23 protein-coding genes and 1 pseudogene are annotated in these 26,865 nt (G+C 65.5%); 15 read left to right on the top strand and 9 right to left on the bottom strand.

Annotated features, from left to right (window positions below):
* The first annotated feature begins 16 nt into the window (after positions 1 to 16).
* A complete protein-coding gene (locus tag CJ028_RS14480) occupies positions 17 to 1,012 on the top strand; it encodes an amino acid ABC transporter permease (RefSeq protein ID WP_105035936.1) in 996 nt (331 codons plus the stop codon).
* Entirely contained in the window at positions 1,012 to 1,788 is a 777-nt protein-coding gene (locus tag CJ028_RS14475) for an amino acid ABC transporter ATP-binding protein (protein ID WP_105035935.1), read from the top strand. The genes CJ028_RS14480 and CJ028_RS14475 overlap by 1 nt, the downstream gene beginning before the upstream one ends.
* 89 nt (positions 1,789 to 1,877) lie before the next feature.
* Here the strand turns inward: CJ028_RS14475 and hrpA are convergent, their stop codons facing one another.
* Complete coding sequence (hrpA, locus tag CJ028_RS21500; protein ID WP_167395146.1) at positions 1,878 to 5,897, bottom strand: ATP-dependent RNA helicase HrpA; 4,020 nt, start codon at positions 5,895 to 5,897, stop codon at positions 1,878 to 1,880.
* A 99-nt stretch (positions 5,898 to 5,996) separates the two neighbouring features.
* Here hrpA and CJ028_RS14460 point away from each other — a divergent pair, with 99 nt between their 5' ends.
* From CJ028_RS14460 to CJ028_RS14440, 5 genes are all read left to right on the top strand, one after another.
* The gene (locus CJ028_RS14460) at positions 5,997 to 6,830 is read left to right on the top strand and encodes an aldo/keto reductase (protein WP_105035934.1); all 834 of its coding nucleotides are present in this window, start codon (positions 5,997 to 5,999) and stop codon (positions 6,828 to 6,830) included.
* Between the two features lie 156 nt (positions 6,831 to 6,986).
* A complete protein-coding gene (gene pnuC / locus CJ028_RS14455) occupies positions 6,987 to 7,661 on the top strand; it encodes a nicotinamide riboside transporter PnuC (protein ID WP_105035933.1) in 675 nt (224 codons plus the stop codon).
* Positions 7,662 to 7,697: 36 nt separating this feature from the next.
* Positions 7,698 to 9,695 (top strand): thioredoxin domain-containing protein, encoded by a 1,998-nt coding sequence (locus tag CJ028_RS14450; protein ID WP_105035932.1) that lies wholly within the window; start codon positions 7,698 to 7,700, stop codon positions 9,693 to 9,695.
* Between the two features lie 62 nt (positions 9,696 to 9,757).
* Positions 9,758 to 10,186, top strand: a complete 429-nt coding sequence (locus CJ028_RS14445; RefSeq protein ID WP_105035931.1) for a DUF1761 domain-containing protein — start codon at positions 9,758 to 9,760, stop codon at positions 10,184 to 10,186.
* Between the two features lie 279 nt (positions 10,187 to 10,465).
* Positions 10,466 to 12,262: a stealth family protein gene (locus tag CJ028_RS14440; protein WP_105035930.1), complete on the top strand. Its 1,797-nt coding sequence runs from the start codon at positions 10,466 to 10,468 to the stop codon at positions 12,260 to 12,262.
* Here the strand turns inward: CJ028_RS14440 and CJ028_RS14435 are convergent.
* On the bottom strand, positions 12,192 to 13,130 hold the full coding sequence (locus CJ028_RS14435; RefSeq protein ID WP_240607308.1) for a phosphodiesterase: 939 nt from the start codon (positions 13,128 to 13,130) through the stop codon (positions 12,192 to 12,194). The two genes, CJ028_RS14440 and CJ028_RS14435, sit on opposite strands and share 71 nt — an antisense overlap.
* Before the next feature lie 183 nt (positions 13,131 to 13,313).
* Here CJ028_RS14435 and CJ028_RS14430 point away from each other — a divergent pair, with 183 nt between their 5' ends.
* The 7 genes from CJ028_RS14430 (at position 13,314) to CJ028_RS14400 (ending at position 20,835) form a co-directional block, all read left to right on the top strand.
* Positions 13,314 to 14,231: an NADP-dependent oxidoreductase gene (locus tag CJ028_RS14430; RefSeq protein WP_105035928.1), complete on the top strand. Its 918-nt coding sequence runs from the start codon at positions 13,314 to 13,316 to the stop codon at positions 14,229 to 14,231.
* 48 nt (positions 14,232 to 14,279) lie between these two features.
* Positions 14,280 to 15,185: a phosphatase PAP2 family protein gene (locus CJ028_RS14425; RefSeq protein WP_240607313.1), complete on the top strand. Its 906-nt coding sequence runs from the start codon at positions 14,280 to 14,282 to the stop codon at positions 15,183 to 15,185.
* A 69-nt stretch (positions 15,186 to 15,254) separates the two neighbouring features.
* Positions 15,255 to 16,469 (top strand): type III polyketide synthase, encoded by a 1,215-nt coding sequence (locus CJ028_RS14420; protein ID WP_105035926.1) that lies wholly within the window; start codon positions 15,255 to 15,257, stop codon positions 16,467 to 16,469.
* Complete coding sequence (locus tag CJ028_RS14415; RefSeq protein ID WP_105035925.1) at positions 16,470 to 17,174, top strand: class I SAM-dependent methyltransferase; 705 nt, start codon at positions 16,470 to 16,472, stop codon at positions 17,172 to 17,174. It begins immediately after the preceding gene.
* Entirely contained in the window at positions 17,167 to 18,291 is a 1,125-nt protein-coding gene (locus tag CJ028_RS14410) for an FAD-dependent oxidoreductase (protein WP_105035924.1), read from the top strand. The genes CJ028_RS14415 and CJ028_RS14410 overlap by 8 nt, the downstream gene beginning before the upstream one ends.
* Before the next feature lie 26 nt (positions 18,292 to 18,317).
* Positions 18,318 to 19,868 carry a DUF7059 domain-containing protein gene (locus tag CJ028_RS14405; protein WP_105035923.1) on the top strand — a complete coding sequence of 517 codons (1,551 nt, stop codon included), beginning with the start codon at positions 18,318 to 18,320 and terminating at the stop codon, positions 19,866 to 19,868.
* 163 nt (positions 19,869 to 20,031) lie between these two features.
* Entirely contained in the window at positions 20,032 to 20,835 is an 804-nt protein-coding gene (locus CJ028_RS14400; RefSeq protein ID WP_105035922.1) for an SDR family oxidoreductase, read from the top strand.
* Between the two features lie 3 nt (positions 20,836 to 20,838).
* Here CJ028_RS14400 and CJ028_RS14395 read toward each other — a convergent pair whose 3' ends face one another.
* Genes CJ028_RS14395 through CJ028_RS14385 form a run of 3 tightly spaced genes read right to left on the bottom strand, consistent with a single transcriptional unit; the run spans position 20,839 to position 22,909 of the window.
* Complete coding sequence (locus CJ028_RS14395; protein WP_105035921.1) at positions 20,839 to 21,615, bottom strand: hypothetical protein; 777 nt, start codon at positions 21,613 to 21,615, stop codon at positions 20,839 to 20,841.
* Positions 21,612 to 22,532, bottom strand: coding sequence for an ABC transporter ATP-binding protein (locus tag CJ028_RS14390; protein ID WP_105035920.1), 921 nt, complete (start codon positions 22,530 to 22,532; stop codon positions 21,612 to 21,614). Before CJ028_RS14390 ends, CJ028_RS14395 begins: the two co-directional genes overlap by 4 nt.
* Complete coding sequence (locus tag CJ028_RS14385) at positions 22,529 to 22,909, bottom strand: GntR family transcriptional regulator (protein WP_105035919.1); 381 nt, start codon at positions 22,907 to 22,909, stop codon at positions 22,529 to 22,531. The genes CJ028_RS14390 and CJ028_RS14385 overlap by 4 nt, the downstream gene beginning before the upstream one ends.
* Positions 22,910 to 23,098: 189 nt before the next feature.
* Here CJ028_RS14385 and CJ028_RS14380 point away from each other — a divergent pair, with 189 nt between their 5' ends.
* A complete protein-coding gene (locus tag CJ028_RS14380; protein ID WP_129590505.1) occupies positions 23,099 to 24,508 on the top strand; it encodes a flavin monoamine oxidase family protein in 1,410 nt (469 codons plus the stop codon).
* A gap of 33 nt (positions 24,509 to 24,541) precedes the next feature.
* Here the strand turns inward: CJ028_RS14380 and CJ028_RS14375 are convergent, their stop codons facing one another.
* From CJ028_RS14375 to CJ028_RS14365, 4 genes and pseudogenes are all read right to left on the bottom strand, one after another.
* Positions 24,542 to 25,195, bottom strand: coding sequence for a Pr6Pr family membrane protein (locus tag CJ028_RS14375; protein ID WP_105035918.1), 654 nt, complete (start codon positions 25,193 to 25,195; stop codon positions 24,542 to 24,544).
* A 72-nt stretch (positions 25,196 to 25,267) separates the two neighbouring features.
* Positions 25,268 to 25,414 (bottom strand): acylphosphatase, encoded by a 147-nt coding sequence (locus tag CJ028_RS20995; RefSeq protein ID WP_161498993.1) that lies wholly within the window; start codon positions 25,412 to 25,414, stop codon positions 25,268 to 25,270.
* A 176-nt stretch (positions 25,415 to 25,590) separates the two neighbouring features.
* Complete coding sequence (locus tag CJ028_RS21775) at positions 25,591 to 26,466, bottom strand: sialidase family protein (protein ID WP_105035917.1); 876 nt, start codon at positions 26,464 to 26,466, stop codon at positions 25,591 to 25,593.
* A gap of 287 nt (positions 26,467 to 26,753) precedes the next feature.
* Positions 26,754 to 26,865: pseudogene (locus tag CJ028_RS14365) on the bottom strand (IS982 family transposase); the annotation flags it as partial.

Below are 26,865 nucleotides of genomic sequence, written 5' to 3'. Positions count from 1 at the left end.
CGTAGCGACTCAGATCATGACTAACACGACCGCGACCGGCGTCAAGGCGGAACCCGGAATCAAGGCGATTCGGCTGCGCCATCCGTGGCGGAATACCTTCGCGGTCGTGTTACTGCTCATTGTCGCGTTGTTCATCGCCGATGCGGCGGTGCGCCCCGCCTACGACTGGCCAGCGGTCGGCAAGTACCTGTTCGACCAGCGCATCTCGCAGGCGGCGTTCATTACCCTGCAGCTCACTGTCTACTCGATGATCATCGCCATCATTCTCGGAGTGACGCTCGCGATCATGCGGCTGTCACCGAACCCGGTGGTCAACAGCATCGCCTGGGTGTACCTCTGGGTGTTCCGCGGCACTCCCGTTTACGTTCAGTTGGTGTTCTGGGGTCTGATCGGAACGATCTACCAGTCCATCGACATCGGCCTGCCGTTCACCGAACCCTGGGTGTCCTTCCCGACCCGGGTGGCGCTGAGCGCCTTCGTCTTGGCGATCGTCGGCCTCGCGCTCAACGAAGCCGCCTACATGGCCGAAATCGTGCGCGCCGGGCTACTCTCCGTCGACAGCGGGCAAGAAGAAGCGGCGACCGCGCTCGGCATGAGCTGGTTCCAAACCATGGTGCGCGTCGTCGTTCCGCAGTCGATGCGGGTGATCATTCCGCCGGCTGGCAACGAGGTCATCTCGATGCTGAAAACGACCTCGCTGGTGACGGCGATCCCGTTCACGCTTGAGCTCTACACGCGCTCCCGCGACATCGCTGCCGTGACCTTTGACACGGTGCCGATGCTCATCGTCGCATCGATCTGGTACCTGTTCTTCACCTCCATTCTCATGGTCGGCCAATACTTTCTCGAGAAACGGTTCGCCCGCGGCATCGGCGATCGTCGTCCAGACAAGAAAGCGGATGACGCCTCAGCGTCGATCACGGGCACCATGACCGGCGTCACCCCGGTCGTCGGCAGCGGTCAACCCACGGTCGTGCTGCCGCCCACAGACCCGAACAAGAAAGACCGCTGATGGCTGCTGCGAGTGAGACCCCCATGGTGGTCGCCGACCGCGTTTCCAAGAGCTTTGGCTCCAACGAGGTGCTCAAGAGTATCTCGCTCGAGGTCAAGCGCGGCGAGGTCATGTGCCTGGTCGGGCCCAGCGGATCCGGTAAGTCCACCTTTCTGCGGTGCATCAACCACCTCGAAGTCGTTTCGGCGGGGCGCCTCAGCGTTGACGGCGAGCTCATCGGCTACCGGGAAGTCAATGACAAGCTCTACGAGATGCGCCCGAAGGAGGCCGCTCGGCAGCGCCGCGACATCGGCATGGTGTTTCAGCGCTTCAACCTGTTTCCGCATATGACCGCGCTGCAGAACGTGATGGAAGCACCCATTCGGGTCAAGGGCCTCTCCAAGGCGGGCGTCGAGGCCAATGCCCGCGCCCTGTTGGCTCGGGTTGGTCTGGCCGAACGCGCCGACTACTACCCCGCCCACCTCTCCGGTGGTCAGCAGCAACGGGTCGCGATCGCCCGTGCCCTGGCAATGGAACCCAAGCTCATGCTGTTCGACGAGCCGACCAGCGCGCTCGACCCCGAACTCGTCGGCGAGGTGCTCGACGTGATGCAGGGCCTGGCCGAAGGCGGCATGACCATGATCGTGGTCACCCACGAGATGGGATTCGCCCGCGAGGTTGCCGACTCGCTGGTCTTCATGGACGGCGGAGTCGTCGTCGAGAGTGGCGTGCCCACCGAAGTGCTCGCCAACCCGCAGCACCACCGCACCCAGGCCTTCCTCTCCAAGGTCCTCTAGCCCCGCTCTCTTCCGGACGGGGCCCGGGCCCCGTCCCCGGGCCCAGTTTATAAACTGGGCCCGGGGACATAAGGTGGGCCCGGGGCGAACTATCCGGCGAGCACCTTCTGGATACGTTGCAGCGAGACGGACTCCGCCGCCTTGAGCTCCTGCGCGAACAGGCTGATGCGCAGCTCCTCGATCATCCAGCGGGCGCGCAGAACCGGCGCCGCGGCATCCGCTGTGAGTGGCATGGTGCCGCCGGCGTTCTCGAACCGGGTGGTGGCGGCTTGGGTCTCGTTCATCCAAACCCGGTCGCGGCTCGGGTTGTCGACCAATTTCGGCACCCGAGCGCTGATGCCGCCGAGGTAGCGCGGCAGGTGGCGCAGCTGGGCGAGGCCGGTTTCGCTGACGAATCCGGGGTAGACCAGCGCGGTGAGCTGTTCGCGGGCATCGCTGATTCCGGGCAGCAGCGCCATGCTGGTTGCTGCCTTGAGCGCTTTGTCGGCGAGGCGATGAGCGGTGAGAATGCGGGCGACCAGGCCGACGGTTTCAAACATGGAATCCATCACAACGCCGGAGACCCGGTCGCGAATGGTGTCGAATTCGGCCTTCATGAACACCTGCCCATCGGGACGTACCCGAAACAATACGTCGTCGACCGCGGCGGCGAGGCAATCCTCGAACAGGGCCTGCGTCGACTTGTACGGGCTGGTCGCGAGGGAGAGCTTTTCGGCGGCGGTCAGGTGCTGCTGCACATACGCGGCCGGTGACGGCGTCGCGAGCAGCAGCAGCCGGCGCACCCCGCGGGGTAGCGCGCGGGCCTGCTCCAGCTCGGTGCTCATCATGCCAATTGAAACGGATGCCCCATCATCGACCAGCGTCGGATACCCGCGAATCGTGTTGTCACCCTGCTTGGTGTCGAGGAATCGGGGGAGTTCGCCGAAGTCCCAGGTGGTGATGGCGCCGCGCTCGATGGCGTTGCTCGGCGCGGCGGCGCTCGTCGCCTTCGCGACGCTCTCCCGCACCCGGGTACCGAGTCGGCGTTGCAGGTCGGCGAGGTCCTTGTCGGCGGCGACGGTGCGCCCACGCTCGTCGGTGACGACGAAGGTCATGCGCAGGTGCGAGGGAACCCGGCCAAGCTCGAAGTCGCGCGCGGAAACCGGCACGTAGGTGAGCTTCTGAATTAACGCCGCGAGCGTCTCGGCGAACGACGCCTCCGGCACCGGCGTCGGCAGGGTCTCGACAATGCCGGGCTCGCCGGGCAGCTCACCCAGCAGCCTGGCGGCCCAGTCGGCCGCGGGAACGACATTGCGGCGGATACTTTTCGGCAGTGACTTGATCATGGCAGTCACCAGTTCGGCGCGGAGGCCCGGTACCTGCCAGTCGAAACCGTTCGGGGAGAGGCGGGCCAGCAGCGCGAGCGGAATGCGCACGGTCACACCGTCGTCCTCTTCGCCGGGTTCGAAGCGATAGCCGAGGGTCAGACGCTGGTCGCCCTGCTGCCAGCTCGGCGGAAACAGCCCTTCGTCGATCTCGGGAGAGTCCTCGGCGACGAGCGCGTCGGCGGTCATCGTCAGCAGATCGGGGGTGTCGAACCTGGCCGTGCGCCACCAGCCCTCGAAACTCTTCGTCGATGAGACATCGGCCGGAATGCGGCGCTGATAGAAGTCGAAAACGGCCTCATCGTCGAAGAGGATGTCCCGGCGCCGGGTGCGCTCCTCCAGCTCGGCCAGTTCCTCCCGTAGCCTGGCATTGGCCCGCTCAAACGCCCACATTCCGGGGTCGCCGGTCTGGCCTGGGCGGCCGCCACGGCTCGCGCTCGAGCCAACGGCTGGGGCGCCATCGGAACGGCAAGAGCCGCGGCCGCTGGCGGCATCGCCGCCATCGACCGAGATGCTCACGCGTTCATTGCGCGATGGTCCGCGTCCGCCGCGATCCGCTTCCTTCTCGGCCGCCGACGATTGCGGTCCCGACGCCCGGTCCCACTCACCCTCTACCAGCGCGTGCCGAATGAACAGCTCGCGCGCATAGGCCGGGTCGATCCGGGAGAACTGCACCCGGCGCCGGGCCACGATCGGCACACCATACAGCGTCACCCGTTCGTAGACGACGGCGGCGCCCTGCTTCATTTCCCAGTGCGGTTCGGAGTAGCTGCGCTTGCACAGGTTACCGGCGAGCGGTTCGGCCCAGGCCGGGTCGACGACGGCGTTCATGCGGGCGAACAGCCGACTGGTTTCGACCAGTTCGGCGCTCATCACGGCGTTTGGCTGTTTCTTGGCCAGGGTTGAGCCGGGAAACAGCACGAAGCGCTGCTGCCGGGCGCCGACATAGTCTTTCTTGGCTACGTCCTTCAGCCCGATATGGGAAAGCAGTCCGGCCAGCAGCGACCGGTGCACACCGTCCGGGTTCGCACTGGGCTCACCGAGATGCAGGCCGAGCGGCTTGGCAAGCTGGCGCAACTGGCGCAGCACGTCCTGCCATTCGCGCACCCGCAGGTAGTTGAGGTATTCGTTCTTGCAGAGTCGACGAAAGGCGCTCGAGCCGAGTTCGGACTGCTGCTTCTCGAGGTAATTCCAGAGGTTGAGCAGGCTGAGAAAGTCACTCGTTGGGTCGGCGAACCTGGCGTGGAACTGGTCGGCCTGGGCGCGACGGTCGAGTGGGCGCTCTCGCGGGTCCTGAATGGTCAGCCCGGCCACGATCGCCATGACTTCCCGGCTGGTGCCCTGCGTCTTCGACTCGATCACCATGCGGCCAAAGCGTGGGTCGATCGGCAGCTGCGCGAGCTGCTGGCCGATACGGGTGAGGCGCGGGGTGGTTTTATCCATAGCTTCAATGGCGCCGAGTTCGGCGAGCAGGTCGAGGCCGTCCTTGATATTGCGGGAATCCGGCGGGGTCAAAAACGGGAACGAGGCGATGTCGCCGAGGCCGAGCGAGATCATCTGCAGAATCACCGCGGCGAGGTTGGTGCGCAGAATCTCCGGCTCGGTATATTCCGGGCGTCGCATATAGTCCTCTTCGGAATATAACCGAATGGCAATACCGTCACTGGTGCGCCCGCTTCGGCCGCTGCGCTGGTTGCCGGAGGCCTGCGAGATCGCTTCGATCGGCAGCCGCTGAACCTTGGACCGCACGCTGTAGCGGCTGATGCGCGCGGTTCCGGCATCGATGACATAGCGGATGCCCGGCACCGTCAGGCTGGTCTCGGCCACGTTGGTCGCGAGCACGATGCGCCGTTTCACCCCAGGGACGGTCGACGGCTGGAACACCCTGTGCTGGTCGGCCGATGACAGCCGGCCGTAGAGCGGCAGCACCTCAGTGGGGTTGCGATTGGCCGAGGAGGCATACTTGCCCTGTAGGGCGTCGGCGGCGTCGCGAATCTCGGTTTCGCCGGAGAGGAAGACCAACACGTCGCCGTTCGACTCACGTTCAAGTTCGTCGAGAGCCGTGGTGATGCCCTCGATATAGTCGCGGTCAACCGGGGGAGCGGCATCCGTGGTGTCGTCGTCGTCGACGCCAGGCTCCGCCACGAGCGGCCGGTAGCGAATCTCCACCGGAAAGGTGCGCCCGGAGACCTCGACGACCGGCGCCGGCACACCGTCCGCGTCGGCAAAGTGCTTCGCGAAACTCGCCGGATCAATGGTGGCCGACGTGATGATGAGCTTGAGATCGGGGCGCTTGGGCAGAAGTTGCCGCAGGTAGCCGAGCAGAAAATCAATGTTGAGGCTGCGCTCGTGCGCCTCATCGATGATGATCGTGTCGTACTTGCGCAACATGCGATCGCGGTGAATCTCATTCAACAGGATGCCGTCGGTCATCAACTTAATGCGGGTATCGGCACCGACCTTGTCGGTAAACCGCACCTGGTAGCCGACCAACTGCCCGACCTCCTGGCCGAGCTCCTCGGCGATGCGCTCGGCGATCGTGCGCGCGGCGAGCCGGCGCGGCTGGGTGTGCCCGATGTTCTTGCGCCCGAGTTCGAGGCAGATCTTGGGCAGCTGCGTGGTTTTGCCCGACCCGGTCGACCCGGCGACGATCACGACCTGGTTCTCGCGAATCGCGCGGGCGATGTCGTCCCGACGCTGGCTGACCGGCAGCTCCGGAGGGAAGGTGATGTTGAGCGTGTCCATGAGCTTTCAATATTACTTCGGTCAAATGACTGCTTTCGCGGTCAGTGAACATTGGGTGTTTGGGGGTGGAACGACCACGGCGACTAATAGGGTCGGGGTATGACGAAATCTGTTCCCACCCTCACCCTCAACGACGGCCACACGATTCCTCAGCTCGGTTTCGGTGTCTTCAAAGTCGAGCCAGACGAAACCACCCGCATCGTCACCGACGCGCTGTCGGTCGGCTACCGCCACATCGACACAGCCGCCATCTACGGAAACGAGGCTGGCGTGGGCAAGGCGCTGGCCACCTCCGGCCTCGACCGCTCCGAGCTGTTCATCACGACCAAGCTGTGGAATGACCGTCAAGGCACCGAGTCCGCCTTCGAAGCGTTCGACGAGAGCCTCGAGAAGCTCGGCCTCGACTACGTCGACCTGTACCTGATCCACTGGCCAGCTCCGGCCAACGACAAGTTCGTGGAGAGCTGGCGCGCCCTCGAGAAAATTCAGGAGTCGGGCCGTGCCCGGTCGATCGGCGTGTCCAACTTTCTGGTGCCGCACCTCGACCGCCTGCTGCACGAGACGAGCATCGTGCCCGCCGTCAACCAGATCGAGCTGCACCCGGCGCACCAGCAGCCGGAGGTCACCGCCTTCGCCCGTGAAAACGGCATCAACATTGAGGCGTGGGGCCCGCTCGGCCAGGGGAAGTACCCCCTGTTCGACGAAGAAGTAGTGACGAATGCCGCCGAGACGCACGAAAAGTCGCCCGCGCAAATCGTCATTCGCTGGCACCTGCAGATGGGCAACATCCTGTTCCCCAAGTCCAACCGGCTCGCGCGTATGGCTGAAAACTTCGACGTGTTCGACTTTGAACTCTCCCGCACCGAACTCACCATGATCTCAGCGCTCGAGCGTGCCGGGCGCGTATCGGCGCACCCCAACGAGGTGAACTAGCCCGAAGCATTCTTTTGAGTGGCCCCGCCGTCTCTGCGGGGCCACCGCTGCGTCATCGGGCTACACCGGTCCGGGCAGCGGCGTAGATTGGGATGCGCCGCGCTTTGTTGGGCGCGGGCACGTGCGAGTACGTGCCGTCTGCGCAGAAAGATCCCCATGAATCCGATCGAATGGCTCTTCGACGCCCAGTTACAGATCGGTACCCAGACCATTCTCTGGCGCGAGGTCGTCGGTAACGCCTTCGGCATAGCGAGCGCGGTCGGCGGCATGCGCCGCAAGATCTGGGCCTGGCCGGTCGGCATCGTCGGCAATGCCCTGCTGTTCACGGTGTTCCTCGGGGCAGTGTTCGGCACGCCCAACCCGGTCAACCTGCTTGGTCAGGCCGGTCGTCAGATCATGTTCATCGTTGTGTCGATCTTCGGCTGGGTGCAGTGGCAGCGCAGCCGCAATTCGGCCGTGCACGTTGCCGTGGCACCGCACTGGGCCGGCACCCGCACCCGCATCCTGCTGGGCCTTGGACTTGTCGCCGGCACGCTCGTGCTCACACCCATCTTTCGTGCACTGGGCTCGTTCGAACCGGTTTGGGCGGATGCCTGGATCTTCACCGGTTCGTTGCTCGCAACCTACGGCATGGCCAAGGGCTGGACCGAATTTTGGCTGATCTGGGTAGCCGTCGACGTGGTGGGTGTACCGCTGCTGATCAGCGCCGGCTACTACGCCTCCGCAGTGCTCTACCTGTTCTACGGCGCGTTCACCCTCGTGGGCTTCGTGGTCTGGGTGCGGGTGCAACGCCGACGAAACGCCCTGCTCGGGGCTGCCCAGCTACCGTAGCCTCGCTCACCCGGGCAACCGGGCGCACAATGGAGTATGCCCAACCGCCTCGCCGATGCCATCAGCCCCTACCTGCGCAGCCATGCCGATAACCCGGTCGATTGGTTTGGTTGGGGCGAAGAGGCCTTCGCCGCAGCGCGCGAGCGCGATGTACCCGTGCTCGTCTCGATCGGCTACTCCACCTGTCACTGGTGCCACGTCATGGCGCGGGAAAGTTTCAGCGACCCGGCCATTGCCGAGTATCTCAACGCGCACTTCGTGAGCATCAAGGTCGACCGGGAGGAGCACCCCGACGTCGACGCGAGCTACCTCGCTGCCGCGAGTGCGTTCGTCGAGGGGCTCGGCTGGCCGCTGAACGTGTTTGTCACGCCCGACGGCCAGGCCTTTCACGCCGGAACCTACTTTCCGCCGGTGGCAATGGCGGGGCATCCGTCGTTTCGTGACGTTCTGACGGCAGTGACGACGGCCTGGCAAACCCGGCGCGCCGAGGTAACGGCCGGCGCAGCGAGGGTGGCCGAGCTGCTCGCCGAATCGGGTCGCGAGCTCGCAACCGGGGTAGCGGCTGGAGTCACCGACTCCGAGCTGACCGCCCGGCCCGACACCGACGTGCTCGACCGGGCCGTCGCCGAACTGGTCGGCTATGAAGATGCCCGGTTCGGCGGATTCGGAGGCGCACCAAAGTTTCCGGTTGCCCCTGCGCTCTCTTTTCTGCTCGGGCACGACACCGCGCTTAGCGGCGACGGCCAGTCGCTCGCACTGCGCACCCTCAAGCGCATCGGTGCGTCACCACTGCGCGACCCGATCGAGGGCGGCTTCTTTCGCTACGCGGTCAACCGAGACTGGAGCGACCCGCACTACGAACGGATGCTCTACGACAATGCTCAGCTGCTCAGTCTGTACACCCGCGCTTGGATGCTCACCGGCGCACCTTGGGCTTGCCACGTCGCCGAGGGAATCGCTCATTTTCTCTGCGACGTGATGCAGCTTCCGGGAGGCGGGTTTGCCAGCGCTCAGGATTCGGAGAGCACCGTCGACGGACACCGGGTCGAGGGCGGCTACTACGCCCTCGAGCAGAGCGACCGCTCTAAGCAGACTCCGCCCGCCCTCGATACGAAGGTGCTGACCGGCTGGAACGGTCTGGCCATCCAGGCGCTGGCCCGAGCCGGTTTCGCCTTCGACCGGCCGGACCTCATCGACGCCGCCCGCCGCGCGGCCGACTACCTGCACGAGCACCACGAGCGCGCCGATGGCAGCCTCGTACGCGCCTCCGTTACCGGTCGTACCTCCCAGGCCAAAGCTACCCTGGAGGACTACGGCATGTACTCACGGGGGCTCCTCGAACTCGCACTCGTCACCGGCGACGTGACCTACGCCACCCGGGCTCGTCACCTGCTCGACAGCACAGTATCGGCAGCCACCGACACTGACACCGAAACGCCCGCTTTTTGCCCCCCGAACGGCGCGGATCCGGTGCTCAGCAGGCAAGGCCTGGTCAGCGCCGTCGACCCTTCAGAGGGTGCCTATCCCTCCGGCCTGTCCGCCAGTGCCGACGCCGCACTGCTGCTCTACCGCCTCACCGGCGATGACCGCTATCGGCGGGCCGCGCAGACCGGCCTCGGCCTGGTAGCCGATTTGGCTCCCGCTCGACCTCTCGCCTATGGCGCTGCGCTACGCCTGTTCGACGAGCTGAACGCACCGATCGAGCAACTCGTGATCGTCTCACCCGACCAGCCCGGTGACGCCGAGGTTCACGGCACGGCCGTCACCCTGCACGACCTCGCCCGACGCCACCCGGCGGGAGTGGTCGCATCCGTTTCAGAATCCCAAGCGCGGGCATTCACCGCCGGCGGATTCGACCTATTCGCGGCCCGCACGGCGCCGAGCGGTCAGCCCACCGCGTACCTCTGCCGTGACTTCGTCTGCCAGCTGCCGGTCACCGACCCGGTCCAGCTGCCGCCGATCGTTGCGACCGCGCGGCTCAGGGCTGAAATCGCCGCTGAAGCGCAACAATCGGACCGGCCGCATACGCACTAACATCGGGGTACTCGTCCGCTTCATCTTCGCCCCAGACAGGGGGCCAGCCGAAAGGATCCGTCATGGTTCCCGAAATCAACATTTGGGCCGTGCTCCTGGCCACCGCGTCAAGCATGGTCGTCGGGTCCATCTGGTACACCCGCGCCGTTTTCGGTCGCTACTGGATGAAAGCTGTCGGTCACACCGAGGAAAGCATGAAGGGCAGCGGCACCGGCGCGATCATCATCACCGTCTTCGTCAGCTTCGTCACCGCCTCCGTGCTCGCCGGAGCCGCGGCGATCGCCCAGAACTTCTACGGCGGAAACTTTCTGTTCAACACCCTCCTTACCGGAGTCATTCTCTGGGCTGGATTCACCGCGGCCCGCATGGTCACCCACGACGCGTTCGACCGCCGCCCGGCGGGCCTGACCGTGCTCAACATCGCCCACGAACTGGTCACCATTCTGCTCATGGCCCTGATCATCGGCCTGTTCGGCATCTCGGCGCTCTGACCCGACGTACCGTCGAAACGGATGCCGCAGCATCCGTTTCGCGGGCGTCGTGCGGTGGGCCGGTCGGCGCAGCAAACTACCGACATCGGGACGTACACTAAAGACAAATGCCCCCGCGTTTCACCAAACGCCAGTTGCTCCTCGAGAACCTCGTCACTTCTCAAGAAGTTCATCACTGAGAAACACCCTGAAGTATCCACGCCGACACAGCCGGCCGCACTCCTCGATTTCAGCCTGGGCTGGACCGAGATCGAGTGCTCCACTTTTTCAAGGAGGACCATGGCGACATTCGATATTCCGGACGCACAACCGGATACTTCCGACCACGGCTTTCCCGATTCGTTCGGCGGCGACATCTTCGACACCGACGCCCATCGCCAAGACTCCGTGGGCTACGACTCGAGCGAGCCGGAACCGCCCACCAACACGGGGCTGATCCCGACGCTGTCGCTCAGCAATGAGCCCGAGCTAGTGCTGATCACACCGGATGCCCGCACGCGCCGGTTCGACCGCGACGACCTCGTCGTGCGCAAGGGTGAGATCGCCCTCATCAACGGTCACTACACCCCGCACGAGTCCATGGTGAAAGACCTCGTGGCCGTGTACGACGCCTTCACCAGCGCCGGCATCGACTTTCTACTCGTCCGCGGCGACCACAACCGGCCGGTCATCGCCGTCGACCGCAAACGGCGCAAGGACATCACCAAGGTCCTGGCTGCGGCTTTCGCCAACGAGCCGTTCTACGCCAAGCCGCTCGATGGCAACGTCAGCCAACAGTTTCTGCTCGCCGACGGCGCGCTCATGACGCTGCGCAAGTCCTCCGTTTTTCGTGTCTACCGGCCGCGCATCGAACCGATCGGCCGCCTGCGCTACGGCGCCCAGACCGCGTTCCAGTTTGAACTGTGGCGTTTCGGCGAAGACGAAATCATCGCCCCGGTTGAAAACGCCCTCATGCGCACCCGGCTGCCGCGGTCCGAAGCCCGCGAAACTACGATCGATCTGTACGGGCGTACCTGGCTCACTCTGCAGAACATGTTCGATGACCTGGCCAGCGACATCTCCTTCGACATCGACCTCGTGTTCAGCTGGGTGGATGGCTCGAGCGACGAGTTTCAGCGAGAGCGCGCCAAGCGAATGAAGGCCTATGTGGTCGGCGAAGGTGACGATTCCGACGCCCGTTTTCGCCAGATCGACGAACTCAAGTACGCGCTGCGCAGCGTCTACATGTTCGCCCCGTGGATTCGACGCATCTTTATCGCCACCGATTCACCGGCACCGGAATGGCTGGCCGAGCACCCTCGGGTCACGATCATGCGCAGCGAAGACTTCTTCGTCGACACGAGCGTGCTGCCCATTCACAACTCACACGCCGTGGAGAGCCAACTGCACCACATTCCCGGCCTCGCCGAGCACTTTCTGTACTCAAACGACGATATGTTCTTCGGTCGCCCGGTTGGGCCGGAGCTGTTCTTTTCGCCGGGTGGAGTGACCAAGTTCGTCGAGGCATCCACTCGCATCGGCCTGGGCGAAAACGACCCGACCCGCAGCGGATTCGAGAACGCCGCCCGAGTGAACCGTGCTCTGCTGCGCGGTCGCTTCGGTAAGGTCACCACCCGGCACCTCGAGCACACGCCGGCCCCGATGCGCAAGAGCGTGTTGCTGGAGCTGGAACAGGAGTTTCCCGAGGATTTCAGCCGCACTGCGGCGAGCCGTTTTCGTTCGGCAACCGACATTTCGGTCACCAACTCGCTCTATCACTACTATGCGTTGATGACCGGTCGTGCCGTCGCCCAGACTCAGGCGCGCTCGATGTACATCGAGACCACGCTACGAATCGCCCTGCGGCAGATGAACCGCCTGCGCAGGCACCGCGACCAGGACATGTTCTGCCTGAATGACGGGAGCTTTCCGGAGATTTCCGACGACCAGCGACGCACGGCCGTCATTGAATTTCTCGACCTCTACTTCCCGTTTGAGGCACCGTGGGAGCGCGCCAGCCAGGTGGTTACCGCAGAACCGGGATCGGCATGGTCATCGGTGGCTCATGGGATGCCGGCACGGCGCCCGCAAGCATGATCTGCACACCCAGCTCGCGGAGTCGACCGGCGGTCTCTTCGGCATCGATGTATTCGAGGGCCGGGTAGGTCCCGATCGGCACGACCGAGTGCAGGATGGTGTCCGGGTAAACGTGTACGAGATTGAATGCCCTGGCACCATCCCAGCCGCGCGTTCCGCCGATGGGCACGGTGAGGTCTTGTGTGTAACAGGTGGCCGAGGCCACCGATACCGGGATCCCCGCGAAGGTCGCCGTCGACGAATAATGTAAGTGACCGGCCAGGATGCTGCGCACATCCGTGCCGCGGAGCACCCCTGCCAGTCCGGCTTGATCACGTAACTCGACGGCTACGGCGAGATCGAGCATGCTCGGCACCGGCGGGTGGTGCATTGCGAGGATCGTTCCGTCAGGTGCGGGAACGCGAAGCTCCTCGGCCAGCCACTCGAGCTGCTCCTCGGACACTGATCCGTAGTGGTGTCCGGGAACCGTGGTATCGAGGGCGATGATGCGAAGTCCATCCAGGTAGTACACCCGGTCGATCGGGGTCGCCGCGGGAAGTTCGCCGAGTAGATTCGTGCGAAACGCTTCACGATTGTCGTGGTTTCCCATGACCCAGATGACTCGCGCACCGAGTCGGACAGCGGCCGGTTCTACGATGTCGCGTAGGTGGTCGTAAGCCCCCGGCTCGCCTTTATCAGCGAGGTCGCCGGTGAAGATGATGGCATCAGGACGACGACCGGATTCCTCAACCTCGGCAAAGAGCTTGATCAGGTGGGCCGTGGCATCCACGCTGCCGTACAGGCGATTGCCGCCGGCAAGCAAGTGTGTGTCACTGAGATGGAGGAGAAATTGGTTCGGCCTGGGATATTCAGCCGTTCGAATGCTCACGAAACTTCCATTCGTTCGGAAGGTACGCACTCTGCACGCGCGCACCAACGGTACTGAATTCATTCCATCAGGAGTTCTTGAACATTAGGTGTACGCCACGCGTTAATCTTGGGGTGAATGGGCAGGGACGGCGTCGGCTGCGTTTGCACCGACGCTGTCGATGCGTGGCCCTAGGCTGGCGGCATGGCTCGATATGTTCGCATAAATGAATTTGGTGGACCCGAGGTACTGAGTATCGTGCACGATGAGCAACCGCAGGCTGGACGGGGGAAGGTCCGCGTGCGGGTGCACGTCGCCGGCCTGAATCCGGTCGACTACAAAATCTTTCACGGCGGCCCGGCTGCACTGCGTTACGAGGCGGTTCCGCCCTGCGGTAACGGAAACGATTTCTCCGGCCTCATCGACGAGTTGGGCGATGGTGTCACGGGTTTTCAGATCGGTGACGCCGTGTTCGGCGGCAAGCGGATGCATGCCCAGGCAGACTTCCTCGTCGTCGACGCGACGCGCATCCTCAAAAAACCGGCCGCCCTCACGTTTGAACAGGCGGGGGGTCTCGACATCGCGGGACGTGCAGCCTGGGCTAGCGTTGCGTCCCTCTGCCTGACTGCCGATGACACAGTGCTGGTCGGTGCTGCCGCCGGTGGTGTCGGCATCCTCGCCTGCCAGCTTGCCCTCCGCACCGGGGCGACCGTTGTGGGCACCGCGAGCCCGGTCAATCACGAATTTCTGCGCGGGCTGGGCGTCATGCCCATCGCCTACGGCGACGGCCTGGTCGACCGGGTGCTGGCCGCCGGCCTGACGGTGACGGCTGCCCTCGATTATAACGGCGCCGCCACGATCGACGCTGCCCTCGACCTCGGGGTGCCCGGCACGCGCATCAACACCATCGCCGCACGCGGCCATCGTTCCGGCGCCGGAGTGACCGAGGTGGGCGGTCAGGCCGCGGATATCAACGATCTCGAGGCGCTGGCCACACTGATTGCGAACGGTGAGATCGTGCTGCCGATCGATCGGGTGTTTCCGCTCGATCACGTGCAGGACGCCTACCGCTACCTCATGGCGGGCCACCTGCGCGGCAAAGTCGTGCTCGCCACCCGGTAGCGGGCGCTGAGAAACCGCGTTTTCAAGCACACTGTGGCATGCTTGACCGTGCGCATTTGGTCCCCTCTAAGCTCCCTGAAACAGGGATCGCTCGGGTACGTCGCCGGGGCCGTGCTCACGACCGTAGCCTTCATCGGTCTCTACCTGTTCTTCGTGCGCAGCCATGCCGGCCAGGAAGCCGACCAACTCGCCTATGACGGCGCCGAATTCGGCCGTCACAGCATCACCCCGTTCACCGGTCGGGTGCTCGACTCCGTGCCGGACCTCGCCGTGGCTTTTGGGGTGGTCCTGACCGCGGTCATCGCGCTCGTGCGCCGCAACTGGCGCACCCTCATAGTCGCGCTGGTCGCTGCTACGGCGGCCACTGCCTCGGCCCAACTGCTGAAGTACGGCATTCTGGCTCGCCCCGACCTCGCGGTCGAGGGGTATGCCGGAAACTCTTTCCCGTCGGGGCATACGACGGTGGCGGCGGCATCCGCTCTCGTGGTCTTTCTGGTCGCGAGCCCACGCATGCGCCCGATGGTCGCCGGGTGGGGCACCGCTTTCGCCGTGCTGGCCGGTGTGGCTACACTCGCCAACCAGTGGCATCGGCCGAGCGACGTGATTGCAGCCCTGCTCTGGGTCGCCCTCTGGGGGTGCCTCGCCGGGGCGGTGCTGGCTTGGCCGTGGGTGGGTGTCGTGCCGCAGACGGATGCTACCGCCCCCAGCTCACGATGGCCAGCCTTCACCGGCCTGCGCCGATCAACGGTTCGCCTTATCCGGTGGCTGTCGGTCGGCTGTGGCACGGTCTCCGCCGTGGCCTTTATCGCCACCCTGGTGCTGGATAGCAGCCTGTTCGAGCGCGTCGGCACGCTCGGCACGGTCGTAGCCTACCTGGGTGGGGTCGCGGCCATCGTGACCGCCGGCCTGCTGCTCGCGCTCAGCGGAACGCGGCTGTTCGCTCGACTGCCCTAGATTCGCCATAGCCCCGAGATTCGGCCGTGAAGGGGTGTACTCAATCGAAGCCACGTGCGACACTAACTCATGGCCGTCACGCTGAGAGCGCTCCAGACCGTAGTTCCCCCGACGATTTTGATCCAGGAGCAGGTGCGCGACATCTTCGCCGCCCAGCCCGGACTCAGCCGGCTCGCACAACGGCTGGTCAGTACCAGTTTCAACGTGTCGGGCATCGAGACCAGGCATACCGTGATCGCCGAGCTCACCCTCGACAACGATTCGGCCGAGCCGCAGTTCTTCGATGCAAGGCAGCAGTTGCTGCTGGTGCCGAGTACCCGGGTGCGCAACGAGCTCTACATCGAGGAGGCCACCAAACTCTTCGTCGAGGCCGGCCGCCTCGCGCTCGCCGCGTGCCCCGACATTCGCCCCGAAGATGTGACCCACGTGATCACCGTCTCCTGCACCGGGTTCTACGCCCCCGGCCCCGACTACATGCTCGTGCGAGAGCTCGGCCTGAAACCCAGCACCCAGCGCTACCACCTCGGATTCATGGGCTGCTACGCCTCCATGCCCGCGCTCCGCACCGCGAAGCAGTTCGTCGAGGCCGACCCGAATGCGGTCGTACTCGTGGTCAGCGCCGAGCTCTGCTCGCTGCACCTGCGCACCTCCAGCGACCCGGACACCATCGTCGCCTCCTCGCTGTTCTCCGACGGCGCTGCCGCCGGCATCGTCAGCTCCCGGGCGCCGCTGCCGGGCGAGAAAGCACTCGGTCTCGACCTGTTCGAAACGGTCATTACCCCGGTCGGTGAGGGCGACATGGCGTGGAAAATCGGCGATGAGGGCTTCGAGATGATTTTGAGCACCTACGTTCCGCACATCATCGACGAACACATCGTGGGCGCCCTGGCGCCCCTGTTCGCCCGCGACGCGTCGATCACCGGGCAGCTCGCGGCTCCGCTCCGAGCGGAGGCGAGCGAGTCTGGGACCACGGTGGCCGCCCCGGTTCTCACCCTCGCGCCACCGGCCACGCTGAGCTCGGTGATCGAACACTGGGCGATCCACCCGGGCGGGCGGAGCATCCTCGACAAGACCGAGGCCAAACTCGAACTCCGCCCTGACCAGTTGTTTCCCTCGAGGGAAACCCTGCGCACTAACGGCAATATGAGCAGCGCGACCATCCTCTTCGTCATGAAGGCCATTCTCGACGGCCCGGCCACCGCCGCCGAAGAACGCGTCTGCGCCATGGCGTTCGGCCCCGGTCTCACCGTGGAGTCCGGCCTCATGACCGTGATCGAGGGCTGAATGGCCCTTCCCTCACTGCGCGTGCGGGCGCACGGTGCCCGCGAGATCATGGATTCCCCGCTGTGCGACCCGGCCATGCTCACCCGCACCTACCAGGATTTTCGCGTGGTCAACGCGGTCGTGTCGGGCTGGTGGAGGATCTATCGCCGCAGCATCCGCCCGACCTTGTCCACCACCTCCGAAACGACGTTGCTCGACGTCGGCTCCGGCGGCGGCGATGTCTCACGGGCGCTCGCCCGCTGGGCGGTGCGCGACGGACTGCGGCTCACGGTGACCGGAATCGATCCGGATGCCCGTGCGCACGTTTTCGCGACCAGCCAGCCGAAGATTGCCGGCCTGTCGTTTCGGCGGGCGCTCAGCTCTGACCTCGTCGCGGAGGGCGCGCGCTTCGACTTCGTGGTCTCCAACCACGTGCTGCACCACTTGAGCGTGGACGAGTTAAAGGGGCTGCTGGTGGACTCGGAGGATCTCGCCCGCGTGCGCGTGCTGCACGCCGATTTGGAGCGATCCAACTATGCCTACCTCGGGTTTGCGGCGGCGACCTGGCCGTTCTTTCGGCACTCCTATATTCGCCCGGACGGGCTCACCTCGATTCAACGCAGCTATACGGCCGTGGAGCTGCGGGCGGCTGTGCCAGCCGGGTGGACGGTGTCGCGCGGGCTGCCGTCGCGGCTCGTGCTGGCCTGGACACCGCCGGATGCGTGACGTCGTCATTGTGGGTGGCGGCCCGGTGGGCGCTATGCTCGCCTGCGTTCTCGCCGTCGGCGGGCTCGACGTTGAGGTGCTCGAGCAGCGCGATACCCCGTCCTTCCGCTCGCGGGCGATCGGCATCCACCCGCCGTCCCTCGCCGCCCTCGCCGCCATTGGCATCGCCGACGCCCTGCTCGAGCGGGCCGTGCGCATTCGCGAGGGGGAGGTACGGTGCGATGCGCGCAGGCTTGGACGGTTGTCGTTCGAGAAGGCCGCGCCGGCGTATCCGTTCGTGGTCGCCCTGCCGCAGTACGAGACGGAGGCCCTGCTGCGCGCACGGTTCGAGCAACTCCGCCCCGGCCAATATCGGAGGGGCGTGACCGTGACCGCGGTGCAGGACGACGGCGATGCCGTCGCAGTGTCGACCGACACCGGCGCGATCGAGGCCCGCTACGTGATCGGCGCGGACGGCGCGCGCAGCCGCGTGCGCGAGCAGGCTGGTATCACCTGGCGGCAGCTCGGCCGGCGCGAAACGTATCTCATGGGCGACTTCGCCGATCCTGACTCGAGCGATACCGGCGCGGTGCTCTACTTCGAGCGCGGCGGCGTGGTCGAGTCCTTTCCGTTGCCCGGCGATCGGCGTCGGTGGGTAGCGATGACCGATTTTCTCGCAACGGATGCCGACAGTGCCGACCTGGCCGCGCTCATCCGGCACCGAACGGGAGTCAGCGTTGCCGAGCCGCTCGGGGCTGCCAGTTCCTTCGCCGTGCAGCAGCGGCTCGCGGGGAGCATGTGCGCGGGTCGAATCCTGCTGGCCGGCGATGCGGCGCATCAGATCAGCCCCATCGGCGGGCAGGGCATGAACCTCGGCTGGCTCGACGCCGTGGCCCTCGCGCCGGCGCTGCAGCGGGCGCTGCTCGAACCGGCAGCGGCGGCATCCGTTTTGGCCCACTATGACCGCACGCGCCGCAGCGCCGCCCGCCGCGCGGCCCTGCAAGCCGGATTCAACATGCAGATGGGCCGGCCAGCCCACGGCCTGCGACTCGGTGTTCGGAACGCCTTCGTGCGGACTCTCACGCTGCCGCCGGCCAACGAGCTCGTCGCCCGGGCGTTCACCATGCGGTGGCTGTGACCGCGCACATCGAGTTGAATGGATAAGTGACTTCTGCAACTCTCATTTCCTTACTGCGCACCGACCTCGCCTCCGCTCATTTCTCGGTTCCCGGCCTGACCGGGTTGTGGGGCATCGAAGCGGATGCCGCCCTCCGCCGGAACCAGCGGGTTCCGGCCCAGCGGGCGCTGGTCACGCTCGCCGCCAAACTGGGTCGGAATGAACCCGCAGCAACCCTGGCCCGGCTGTTCCTGCTCGGGGACGCGGTGCCGCGTGCCGACCTCGATGCCGCCCTGCCCACACTCGGGGCAGCCGGTGCTGAACAGCTCGGGCTCGTGGTGGCACTCGATGCGCTCGTGCGCCCACTCGTGGACCTGCGTCCGTACAGCTTCATCGACGCCTACGGCGCCGGAAGCTGGTGGATCGTGAGCGATCTGGGGGAGCTGGCGCTCGGGCATCCGCTCGGCGAAACTCATGTTCTCGGCATCGGCGGGGCCTCGCGTACCCTGAGCTCACTCATGATGCCGAGCCCGGTCGAACGGGCGCTCGACATCGGTACCGGCTGTGGAATCCAGGCGATGCACGCATCGCGGCACGCCGCGCACGTCGTCGCGACCGACATCTCGGTGCGGGCGCTGGAACTCGCCGCACTGAACGCGAAGCTCAACGAGATCGACAATATCGAGTTTCGCTTGGGCAGCCTGTTCGAGCCGGTGGCGGGGGAGCGGTTCGATCACATCATCTCGAACCCGCCGTTCGTGATAACGCCACGCGCCGAGGGAGTACCGAGCTATGAGTATCGGGACGGCGGTATGGTCGGAGACGCCCTGGTCGAGGCCGTCGTGCGCGGTGCCGCAGACCATCTCACTCCCGGCGGTGTCGCGCAGCTGCTCGGCAACTGGGAATACTCGGGGGAAACGGATGCCTTCGAACGGGTCGAACGCTGGCTCACGCCCGATGCCGGCCCGGCACTCGACGCGTGGATCATCGAACGCGAAGTGCAGTCGCCGGGCGAGTACGCCGAGACCTGGATCCGCGACGGTGGCACCCGCCCCGGAGCCGACTTCGACCGGCTGTACGACGCCTGGCTGAACGACTTCGAGGCGCGAGGCGTGCGCCGGATCGGGTTCGGCTACCTGCTGCTGCGCATGCTGCCCGAGGGAGTGCCAGCCCCGACCCTGCTCCGCCTCGAACGGATGCCCGATACCCTCGGCCACAACCCGGCCGGCCTCGGCGCGCACCTGGTCGAGTGCCTCGCCGCCCACGACTGGCAAGTTCAAGCGGATGACGCGCGCCTGTTGCGCACGCAGCTCACCCTGGCCTCCGACGTCACCGAGGAACGCCACTACTGGCCCGGTCAGCAGGATCCGACCGTGATGACTCTGCACCAGGGCAGCGGATTCGGCCGTTCGGTGCCGCTCGACACGGCCCTGGCCGGGCTGGTCGGTGCCTGCGACGGCGACCTCGCGGTCGGCGCCATCATCGGCGCTCTCGCCCAGCTCCTGGACGCCGACGAGCAGGCGCTGAGTGCCGAACTCCTGCCCAGGGTGCGTGAGCTACTCGTCGACGGTTTTCTGTCGTTGCCACAGCCCGTCTAACGCGTCAGGCCCAAAATTCGTCCGGGTCTGTGCATAACTCCTGCAATTTGAAGCCGCGGCAGAAAAGTTGGGCGGAATTCCGGGTCACCGCAGGGCATCCGCTTCTCGCCGATCACAATTTGCCGGAGTTATGCACGGGGTGCGGGAGCGCTAACCTGACGCCATGACTCCTGCACCCGCGCTCCCAGCCGCCCTCGACCTCGGCGGACGCACCGCGCTCGTCACCGGGGCGGGCAGCGCCACCGGCATCGGCTTCGCAGCAGCACGGATGCTCGGTGAACTTGGCGCCCGGGTGATTCTCACCGGCACGACGGCGCGGGTACACGACCGAGCAGCCGAACTCACCGCCGACGGCCGGGGCGCCGTCGGAATCGTCTGCACCCTCGACTCGGCCGTGGGCGCCGCAAAACTTCAGGCGGCCCTCACGGCGGGCACGCTCGAACCGACGATCCTCGTGAACAACGCCGGTATGGTCGCCGTCGGCGACGCCGAGATGGGCCACGGCGACATTCTCACCAGCCCCGACGACTGGGCCCACGGGCTCGCCATCAACCTGTCGACGGCATTTCACGCTACGCGCGCCGTGATCGGGTTCATGCGCGCAGCGGGCTGGGGCCGCATAGTTACGGTGTCGAGTGTGAGCGGAACGATTATGGCGAGCCGGGGCGACGTCGCCTACGCAGCGGCCAAGGCCGGCTTGGTCGGGCTGACCCGAGCCCTCGCCGTCGATGAGGCCGAGTTCGGCATCACGTCCAACGCCGTGGCTCCCGGCTGGATCGCGACCGGCTCCCAGCTCACGAGCGAGGCCCTCGAAGGTGCGCTCGTTCCGGCCGGGCGCAGCGGCACGCCGGGGGAGGTCGCATCCGTTATCGCGTTCCTCGCCTCTCCCGGCGCTTCCTATGTCACCGGGCAGGTGATCGTCGTCGACGGCGGCAACTCCGTGGCCGAGGAGCGCCGCCCGGCCTGACCTCTAGTTCTTCGGGGTGGCTCGGCGCAGGGCGAGGAAACCGCCGAAGCCGGCTGCAGCGGCAGGGACCAGCAGCCAGGCGAAGATACCCGCGATGCCCTGCGCGCCGTACCAGAGGCCGACGGCGGGCCAGTTGCTCGTGAAAGTGATGATCGTGACGGTGCCGACGATGGCCAAAGCCAGAGCGCTCCAGAATATGAGCATGCCGGGCATGCGCCAGCGCATGTAGATGGTCGCGATCGACGCGCCGATGAAGAACACCAGCAGCTGCATCACGAAGAAGGAGAACAGGTCGACCCAGAAACCGTCGATGCCGAGCCAGATCGCGTTGAACATGTAGGTGTCGATGAACCAGCCGTCGGTCAGCTGTTCGAGCTGGGTCAGCACGGCGAAAGCCAGTGCGTTCGCGGCCGAGATCAGCACGAACAGCAGCGCGGTACCGAGGTAAAAGTCCCGCCGAGTCACGCCGAAACCAAGCGCGAGCGGAAACCCGAACGAGATGGCCTGCACGCCGACTGCGATCAGGTACCCCTGCGGAGCCAGCACAGCCCAGCTGTACCGCTGACCCGCGATGGCGTCGGCGGTACCGAGGCCGCCGGTCGTGAAGCCGATGATTTGGGCCATGAAAACTGTGACCACGAAGGCCATCCCGGCGATCAGCCACGGAATGCCGATGTAAGTGCGGCGGTCGACGAGGTGCAGCCGCACCACGTTCCAGATGCGCGCCGGGGCACTACGCGGGTGTACGGATGTCGCGGTGCCGGTCAACAAAGCGGTCATGAGCGTGCGCTCCAAGCGTCGGTCGTGCTCGCAGTTTCAGAGGTGGTGCTCGTCGTACGCTGCACGATCAGCTGCTGCAGCGACACGGGGGAGAGCTCGAGCCCGGCGGTGCGGGCGGCGGCTCGTTCGGCCTCGCTGAGGCCCGTGACGGTCACCGAAGCTAGCCCGCCGATACCATCTCGAGAAATGATGTCGCGGCCGGCGACGAAAGCATCGACATCCGTCTTCTTGCCCACGACGGTACTCGCGGAGCCGCGCAACTCGTCGGCGTCCTGGTCCATGAGAATGCGACCCTCGTCGATGACGAGAACGTGTTCGAGCAGGTTGCTGACCTCGTCGATGAGGTGCGTCGACAGAATGATGGTGCGCGGATGCTCGGCATAGTCCTCGAGCAGGCGATCGTAGAAGATCTGCCGCGCGACCGCGTCGAGCCCAAGGTAAGGCTCATCGAAGAAGGTGAGCGGGGCGCGCGAGGCGAGCCCAACGATCACGCCGACCGCTGAGAGCTGCCCGCGGGAGAGCTTCTTGATCGGGCGGTTGAGGGGCAGCCGAAAATCTTGGGCCAGGCTGGCCGCGAAGTCCGCGTCCCAATTGGCGAAAAACCACGGCGCACTCGCGAGCACGTGCTCCGGCCGAAAGCTGTCCGGATACTTCTGGGTTTCCTTGATGAAACACAGCGACTGCAGCACCCGTGCATTCTCAACCGGCGAAGCTCCGAACACCTCGAGGGTGCCGCTGGTGGCGAATTGTTGCCCGGTGAGCAGTTGCATGAGGGTGGTCTTGCCCGCACCATTGCGGCCGAGCAAGCCATAGATTTTGTTGGTCTCGACCGTGAAACTCACATCGTCGATCGCGGCGAAAGCACCAAATTTCTTGGTGAGGCCGGTGACGCGCACGGCCGGTTCGGTGAGGTTCATGAGTTGCTCGCATTTCTGTCGGTCACGGATTCTGCGTTGATCATGCTGGCGACCTGCTCGGCGGTGATGCCGAGTTTGGCGGCTTCACTCAGCAGCGGGCCGACAAAGTTGGCCCGAAACTGATCGGTGCGGGCGTCGACCAGCCGTTGCCGGGCTCCGGTTGCTACGAACATCCCTATTCCTCGCCTCTTGTAAAGAATTCCGTCTTCGACCAGGCGGTTGACGCCCTTGCCGGCGGTCGCCGGGTTGATGCGGTGAAAGACCGCGAACTCGTTGGTCGAGGGCACGGGAGTCTCCTCCTCGATGACGCCATCGATGATGTCGTTCTCGATCTGCTCCGCGATCTGCACGAAGATCGGTTTGCCCGCTTCGATCAAGGACTGCCTGCTTTCAGTGGATGCTGCGCCCGCTTCGGTTCACGGGTTAGTTGGTCATGTAACTAACTAACTACCTTGAGCGGAAAATGTCAAGCTGCACGGTCTGCGGTAGTTTGGTCTCATGACTGGCGCAGTACTGAAGCACTCCGGGCGCGCGCCCGGGATCCGCCGTTCTGAAGCAGACCGATCGTGAAGCGGCGCACTTTTCTGCTCGGCACAGCGTCGGGTTTTTCCGTCTTGGCCCTCGCAGCGTGCGTGGCGCCGGCGCCGGTGCCGACGACATCCCCGTCGCCCACCACGCTCACCCCCTCGCTGGTTCCGCAGCCGCTCACGGTCTCCAGAACCAACTGGTCGACCGACCCCTTCTCCCGTGGATCATTCAGCTACGCCGCCGTCGGCGCCACTCCCGAGCACCGAGCTGCCCTCGGCCAGGCAGTCGACGCCCGAGTGTTCTTCGCCGGTGAAGCCACTGCGGCTGATGAGCCCGGTACCGTGCAGGGTGCCCGCGCCTCCGGCCTGCTGGCGGCCAGCCAGGTGCGAGACATCGCGGCTCCGGGGGAACGCATCACGATTGTCGGTGCCGGAATTGCCGGGATAACGGCGGCCAGGGAACTCGTCAACGACGGCTTCAACGTGGTCGTGATTGAGGCGCGCGACCGCATTGGTGGGCGCATCGATACCGTCAGCGCCGACTGGCCATTTCCGATCGAACGTGGTCCCTCGTTCGTGCACAACACCGCCGACAGTTTTCTGGACGACGAGCTCACCGCTCTTGGAGTGAAGCTACTACCGTTCGTGCGTACGCCCGAGGTGCGAACCCGCGCCGGGGAGGTCGTCGAGGTATCACCACTTGGCACTCAGGCCGTCGCCGGCGCCCTCAGCTGGGCGGCCAATCAGCAGCAGGATGTCTCGGTAGAACGTGCCCTGGTCGATTCGGGCGAAGCCAGCCTGTCGAAGACTCCGAACGCCGAAGGCCTCTCGGATGCCGACTGGCTCGAGTACGAGATCGCCACGAAACTCAAGGTCGAAACCGGGGCCACACCGAGCCAGCAATCGGCCTGGTACACGACCGATAGTGCGAGCGCCGACGATGACCAGATCGTGCTGGGCGGATACTCAACCCTGCTCGCCGGCGACGCGGAAGGCCTCGAGCTGCTGCTCTCGAGTGTGGTCAATCGCGTGGCCCACGACGACGATGGCGTGAGCCTGCGCCTCGGTACCGGCGAGTCGCTGTCCGCCGATCGGGTGATCGTGACCGTGCCGCTCGGTGTGCTGAAGGACGCGGCCATCGAATTCTCGCCGGCGCTTCCGTTCGCCCATCGCGGTGCCATCGGCGCGCTCGGTATGGGCGTGGTCGACAAGATCTGGTTGCGGTTTGACGCGCCGTTCTGGGAGACGTCCGCCCGTCTCTGGACCATCGTCGGTGAAGACGCCGACTTTCCGGTCTGGATCAACATGATGCCGCTGACCGGCGAGCCCGTTCTGATGGGGCTGATCGCCGCCGAAAACGCGACCCGCCTGAGCGAACTCGACGACGAGGCCTTTCTCGCGGCGGCGCTCACCGCGCTCGAGCCGTTCCTCGCCGTACCCGACCAGTAGCAGTGCAGCTAAACAGCTGAACAGTTGAACAGCTCAAGGGCGCCAGTACGGAAGTCGGTGGTGCGGCATCCGTTTCAATCGCGTAATCCCGGTGAGCAGGGCCGCGATGCTCGTGATGATCAGCACGATGATCAGGCAGTAGGACACGGTCTCGCCGGGGCCGCTCACCTGACGGGCATCGAGAAAGAAGTAGGGGTACCAGCCCACGATCGGCCCACGAATGAGGGTGAAGACCAGCCAGAACACCGGAAACACGATGGCCCAGCTGAGATATTTCCACGGCAGGCGTGCCTTGAACGGGTCGACGATCCAGTCGATGAGGGCGAAGACCGGAATCACGAAGTGCAGCAACTGGCTCGACCACGGCACTTCGATGGAATAGTTCGCGCCGGAGGACTGCCAGACGATGATGCCGTAGACCACGCCGGAGACCAGAATGTAGGTCGTCACCATGGCGCGCAACATGTCGAGCCAGGCCGGGTCGGTGGGGCGTCGCAGAGCGACGACGGCGGCCGTCAGGAAGACGAAAATCGATGCGATGGCGCTCTGCACCGTGAAATAGCTGAAGAAATTCGCCATCGCAAACGCGGCGACCCCGAGGGTGTACTGAAAATAGCCGACCAGCGCAACCAGCCCCACCGCCGTCAGGCCGAGGCGCGCCACGCCGAACGCGGTGCGCGCTCTCATTGCCGCCCTCCGGCGAGGCTCGTGCGCGCGGTCATAGGCTAACGGTACGCCAGCGCCGGGCGGCCTCCGACCTCAGTCGGTGATCTGAAACTCGCTCTCGCCGGTTGCTGCGATATCGCTCACCTCGAGGGCGGTCACGACGGCATACCGTGGGCCGGTTTCCAGCCAGAGCAACACCTGCACGAAATCGTTTGCGACGTGACCCGGCCATTCTGGCACGGGGAGTTTGCGCAATGCACCGTTCGTAAATCTGCGATCGAACCGATTTCTGGGAACGAACCGGAGGAGACAGCGTGACCTACCCTCTTATGACCGCCGCACCACGATGGTGGCGGCCACGACGGTGGTGGCCACGTCTGCACCGAATTGAGCCGGTCAGGTGGGCCCGTGTGGCGTCAGGCGCGAGCGAGCCGTCGAACCCGGGCCAGCAATAGCCCGGCCGCTAAGAGCCCGGCCGCCAGCAGCCCCATGGTGAACACGCCCTCCGAGCCCGTCGCCGCGAGCTCCGCCGAGGCCGCAGTGGTGGTGGTGGTGGTGGTGGTGGCGGTGCCGGTCGGGATGTCCGTCGGCGCCGGGATCCGTGTGAACGTAGACACCTGGATGACGTCGGTGGTGCCGTCGAAGCACTGCCAGGTGACGGTGATGGTTGTGCCATCTGCCACGATCTGCGGTGAGTACGCGCGCTGGCCGGGGGTGGAGAGTGTGGTGGGGGTGCTCCAGGTGGCTCCGACGTCGGTGGAGGATGCCGTCTGGATACCGTAGTTGGTGCCGTCGAAGCGGCGCCAGGTGACGGTGATGGTTGTTCCATCGGTCACGATCTGCGGTGAGTACGCGCGCTGGCCGGGGGTGGAGAGGGTGGTCGGGGCGCTCCAGGTGGCGCCGGCGTCGGTGGAGGATGCCGTTTGGATGACGTCGGTGGTGCCGTCGAAACGGCTCCAGGTGACGGTGATGGTCGTGCCATCAGTCACCGCCTGCAGTTCGGACGCGTCCTGGCCGGGGGTGGAGAGTGTGGTGGGGGTGCTCCAGGTGGCGCCGGCGTCGGTGGAGGATGCCGTCTGGATTCCGTAGTTGGTGCCGTCGAAGTGGTTCCAGGTGATGGTGATGGTTGTGCCATCAGTCACCACCTGCGGTGAGTACGCGTTCTGGCCGGCGACGGAGATCGTCGTCGGGAGGTCCCAGGCCTTCTCGGCGGCGCTCGCCGTCATCCCCGGCAGCACGGCCAGCGTCCCGATCAGGGCCACCGTGAGCATCGTTCGGGCCAACCGCATCATGAAAATCCTTCGTTCGTTCCGGGCGCAAAGAACGACGAGTGCCCCCCCGCTCCGAGCCCAGCTTAGCGATCGCTAGAGTTACGGGGACCTGTCCGGCGCCGATCCCCCCACTCACTGGGGGCGCGTCCCCGATGCGCAGTGACGCCAGCACGACATGAGCTAGCGTTGCCCGGCACTGACGGAACCAAACGTCGATTGCGTTGTTCCCGGTTCGCGGTGGGTGAGGCATCGCGCGCTGGCCCAGCGTAGTGAAAAGGGCTGACCCGGTATACCTAGATGAGTGAGTCCTAATGGTCGTAGGCGATGAGGGATCGTTTGTTGGGAGTTCCGAGGAGCCAGTTGTGCCAGATTCCGGCGGCGAGGGCGAGTAGGCGGCCGGCGACGCGGGAGTAGACGCCG

It is taken from the genome of Cryobacterium aureum, from assembly GCF_002954245.1.
In the GTDB taxonomy this organism is placed as follows: domain Bacteria; phylum Actinomycetota; class Actinomycetes; order Actinomycetales; family Microbacteriaceae; genus Cryobacterium; species Cryobacterium aureum.
This window is presented reverse-complemented; position numbering and strand designations above follow the sequence as displayed.

Bases quoted from the DNA above. Each gene is read 5' to 3' on its own strand.
- CJ028_RS14480 (WP_105035936.1), top strand. From the start codon at position 17: ATGACTAACACGACCGCGACCGGCGTCAAGGCGGAACCCGGAATCAAG.
- CJ028_RS14475 (WP_105035935.1), top strand. From the start codon at position 1,012: ATGGCTGCTGCGAGTGAGACCCCCATGGTGGTCGCCGACCGCGTTTCC.
- hrpA (WP_167395146.1), bottom strand. From the start codon at position 5,897: ATGGACACGCTCAACATCACCTTCCCTCCGGAGCTGCCGGTCAGCCAG.
- CJ028_RS14460 (WP_105035934.1), top strand. From the start codon at position 5,997: ATGACGAAATCTGTTCCCACCCTCACCCTCAACGACGGCCACACGATT.
- pnuC (WP_105035933.1), top strand. From the start codon at position 6,987: ATGAATCCGATCGAATGGCTCTTCGACGCCCAGTTACAGATCGGTACC.
- CJ028_RS14450 (WP_105035932.1), top strand. From the start codon at position 7,698: ATGCCCAACCGCCTCGCCGATGCCATCAGCCCCTACCTGCGCAGCCAT.
- CJ028_RS14445 (WP_105035931.1), top strand. From the start codon at position 9,758: ATGGTTCCCGAAATCAACATTTGGGCCGTGCTCCTGGCCACCGCGTCA.
- CJ028_RS14440 (WP_105035930.1), top strand. From the start codon at position 10,466: ATGGCGACATTCGATATTCCGGACGCACAACCGGATACTTCCGACCAC.
- CJ028_RS14430 (WP_105035928.1), top strand. From the start codon at position 13,314: ATGGCTCGATATGTTCGCATAAATGAATTTGGTGGACCCGAGGTACTG.
- CJ028_RS14420 (WP_105035926.1), top strand. From the start codon at position 15,255: ATGGCCGTCACGCTGAGAGCGCTCCAGACCGTAGTTCCCCCGACGATT.
- CJ028_RS14415 (WP_105035925.1), top strand. From the start codon at position 16,470: ATGGCCCTTCCCTCACTGCGCGTGCGGGCGCACGGTGCCCGCGAGATC.
- CJ028_RS14410 (WP_105035924.1), top strand. From the start codon at position 17,167: ATGCGTGACGTCGTCATTGTGGGTGGCGGCCCGGTGGGCGCTATGCTC.
- CJ028_RS14400 (WP_105035922.1), top strand. From the start codon at position 20,032: ATGACTCCTGCACCCGCGCTCCCAGCCGCCCTCGACCTCGGCGGACGC.
- CJ028_RS14395 (WP_105035921.1), bottom strand. From the start codon at position 21,615: ATGACCGCTTTGTTGACCGGCACCGCGACATCCGTACACCCGCGTAGT.
- CJ028_RS14390 (WP_105035920.1), bottom strand. From the start codon at position 22,532: ATGAACCTCACCGAACCGGCCGTGCGCGTCACCGGCCTCACCAAGAAA.
- CJ028_RS14375 (WP_105035918.1), bottom strand. From the start codon at position 25,195: ATGAGAGCGCGCACCGCGTTCGGCGTGGCGCGCCTCGGCCTGACGGCG.
- CJ028_RS21775 (WP_105035917.1), bottom strand. From the start codon at position 26,466: ATGATGCGGTTGGCCCGAACGATGCTCACGGTGGCCCTGATCGGGACG.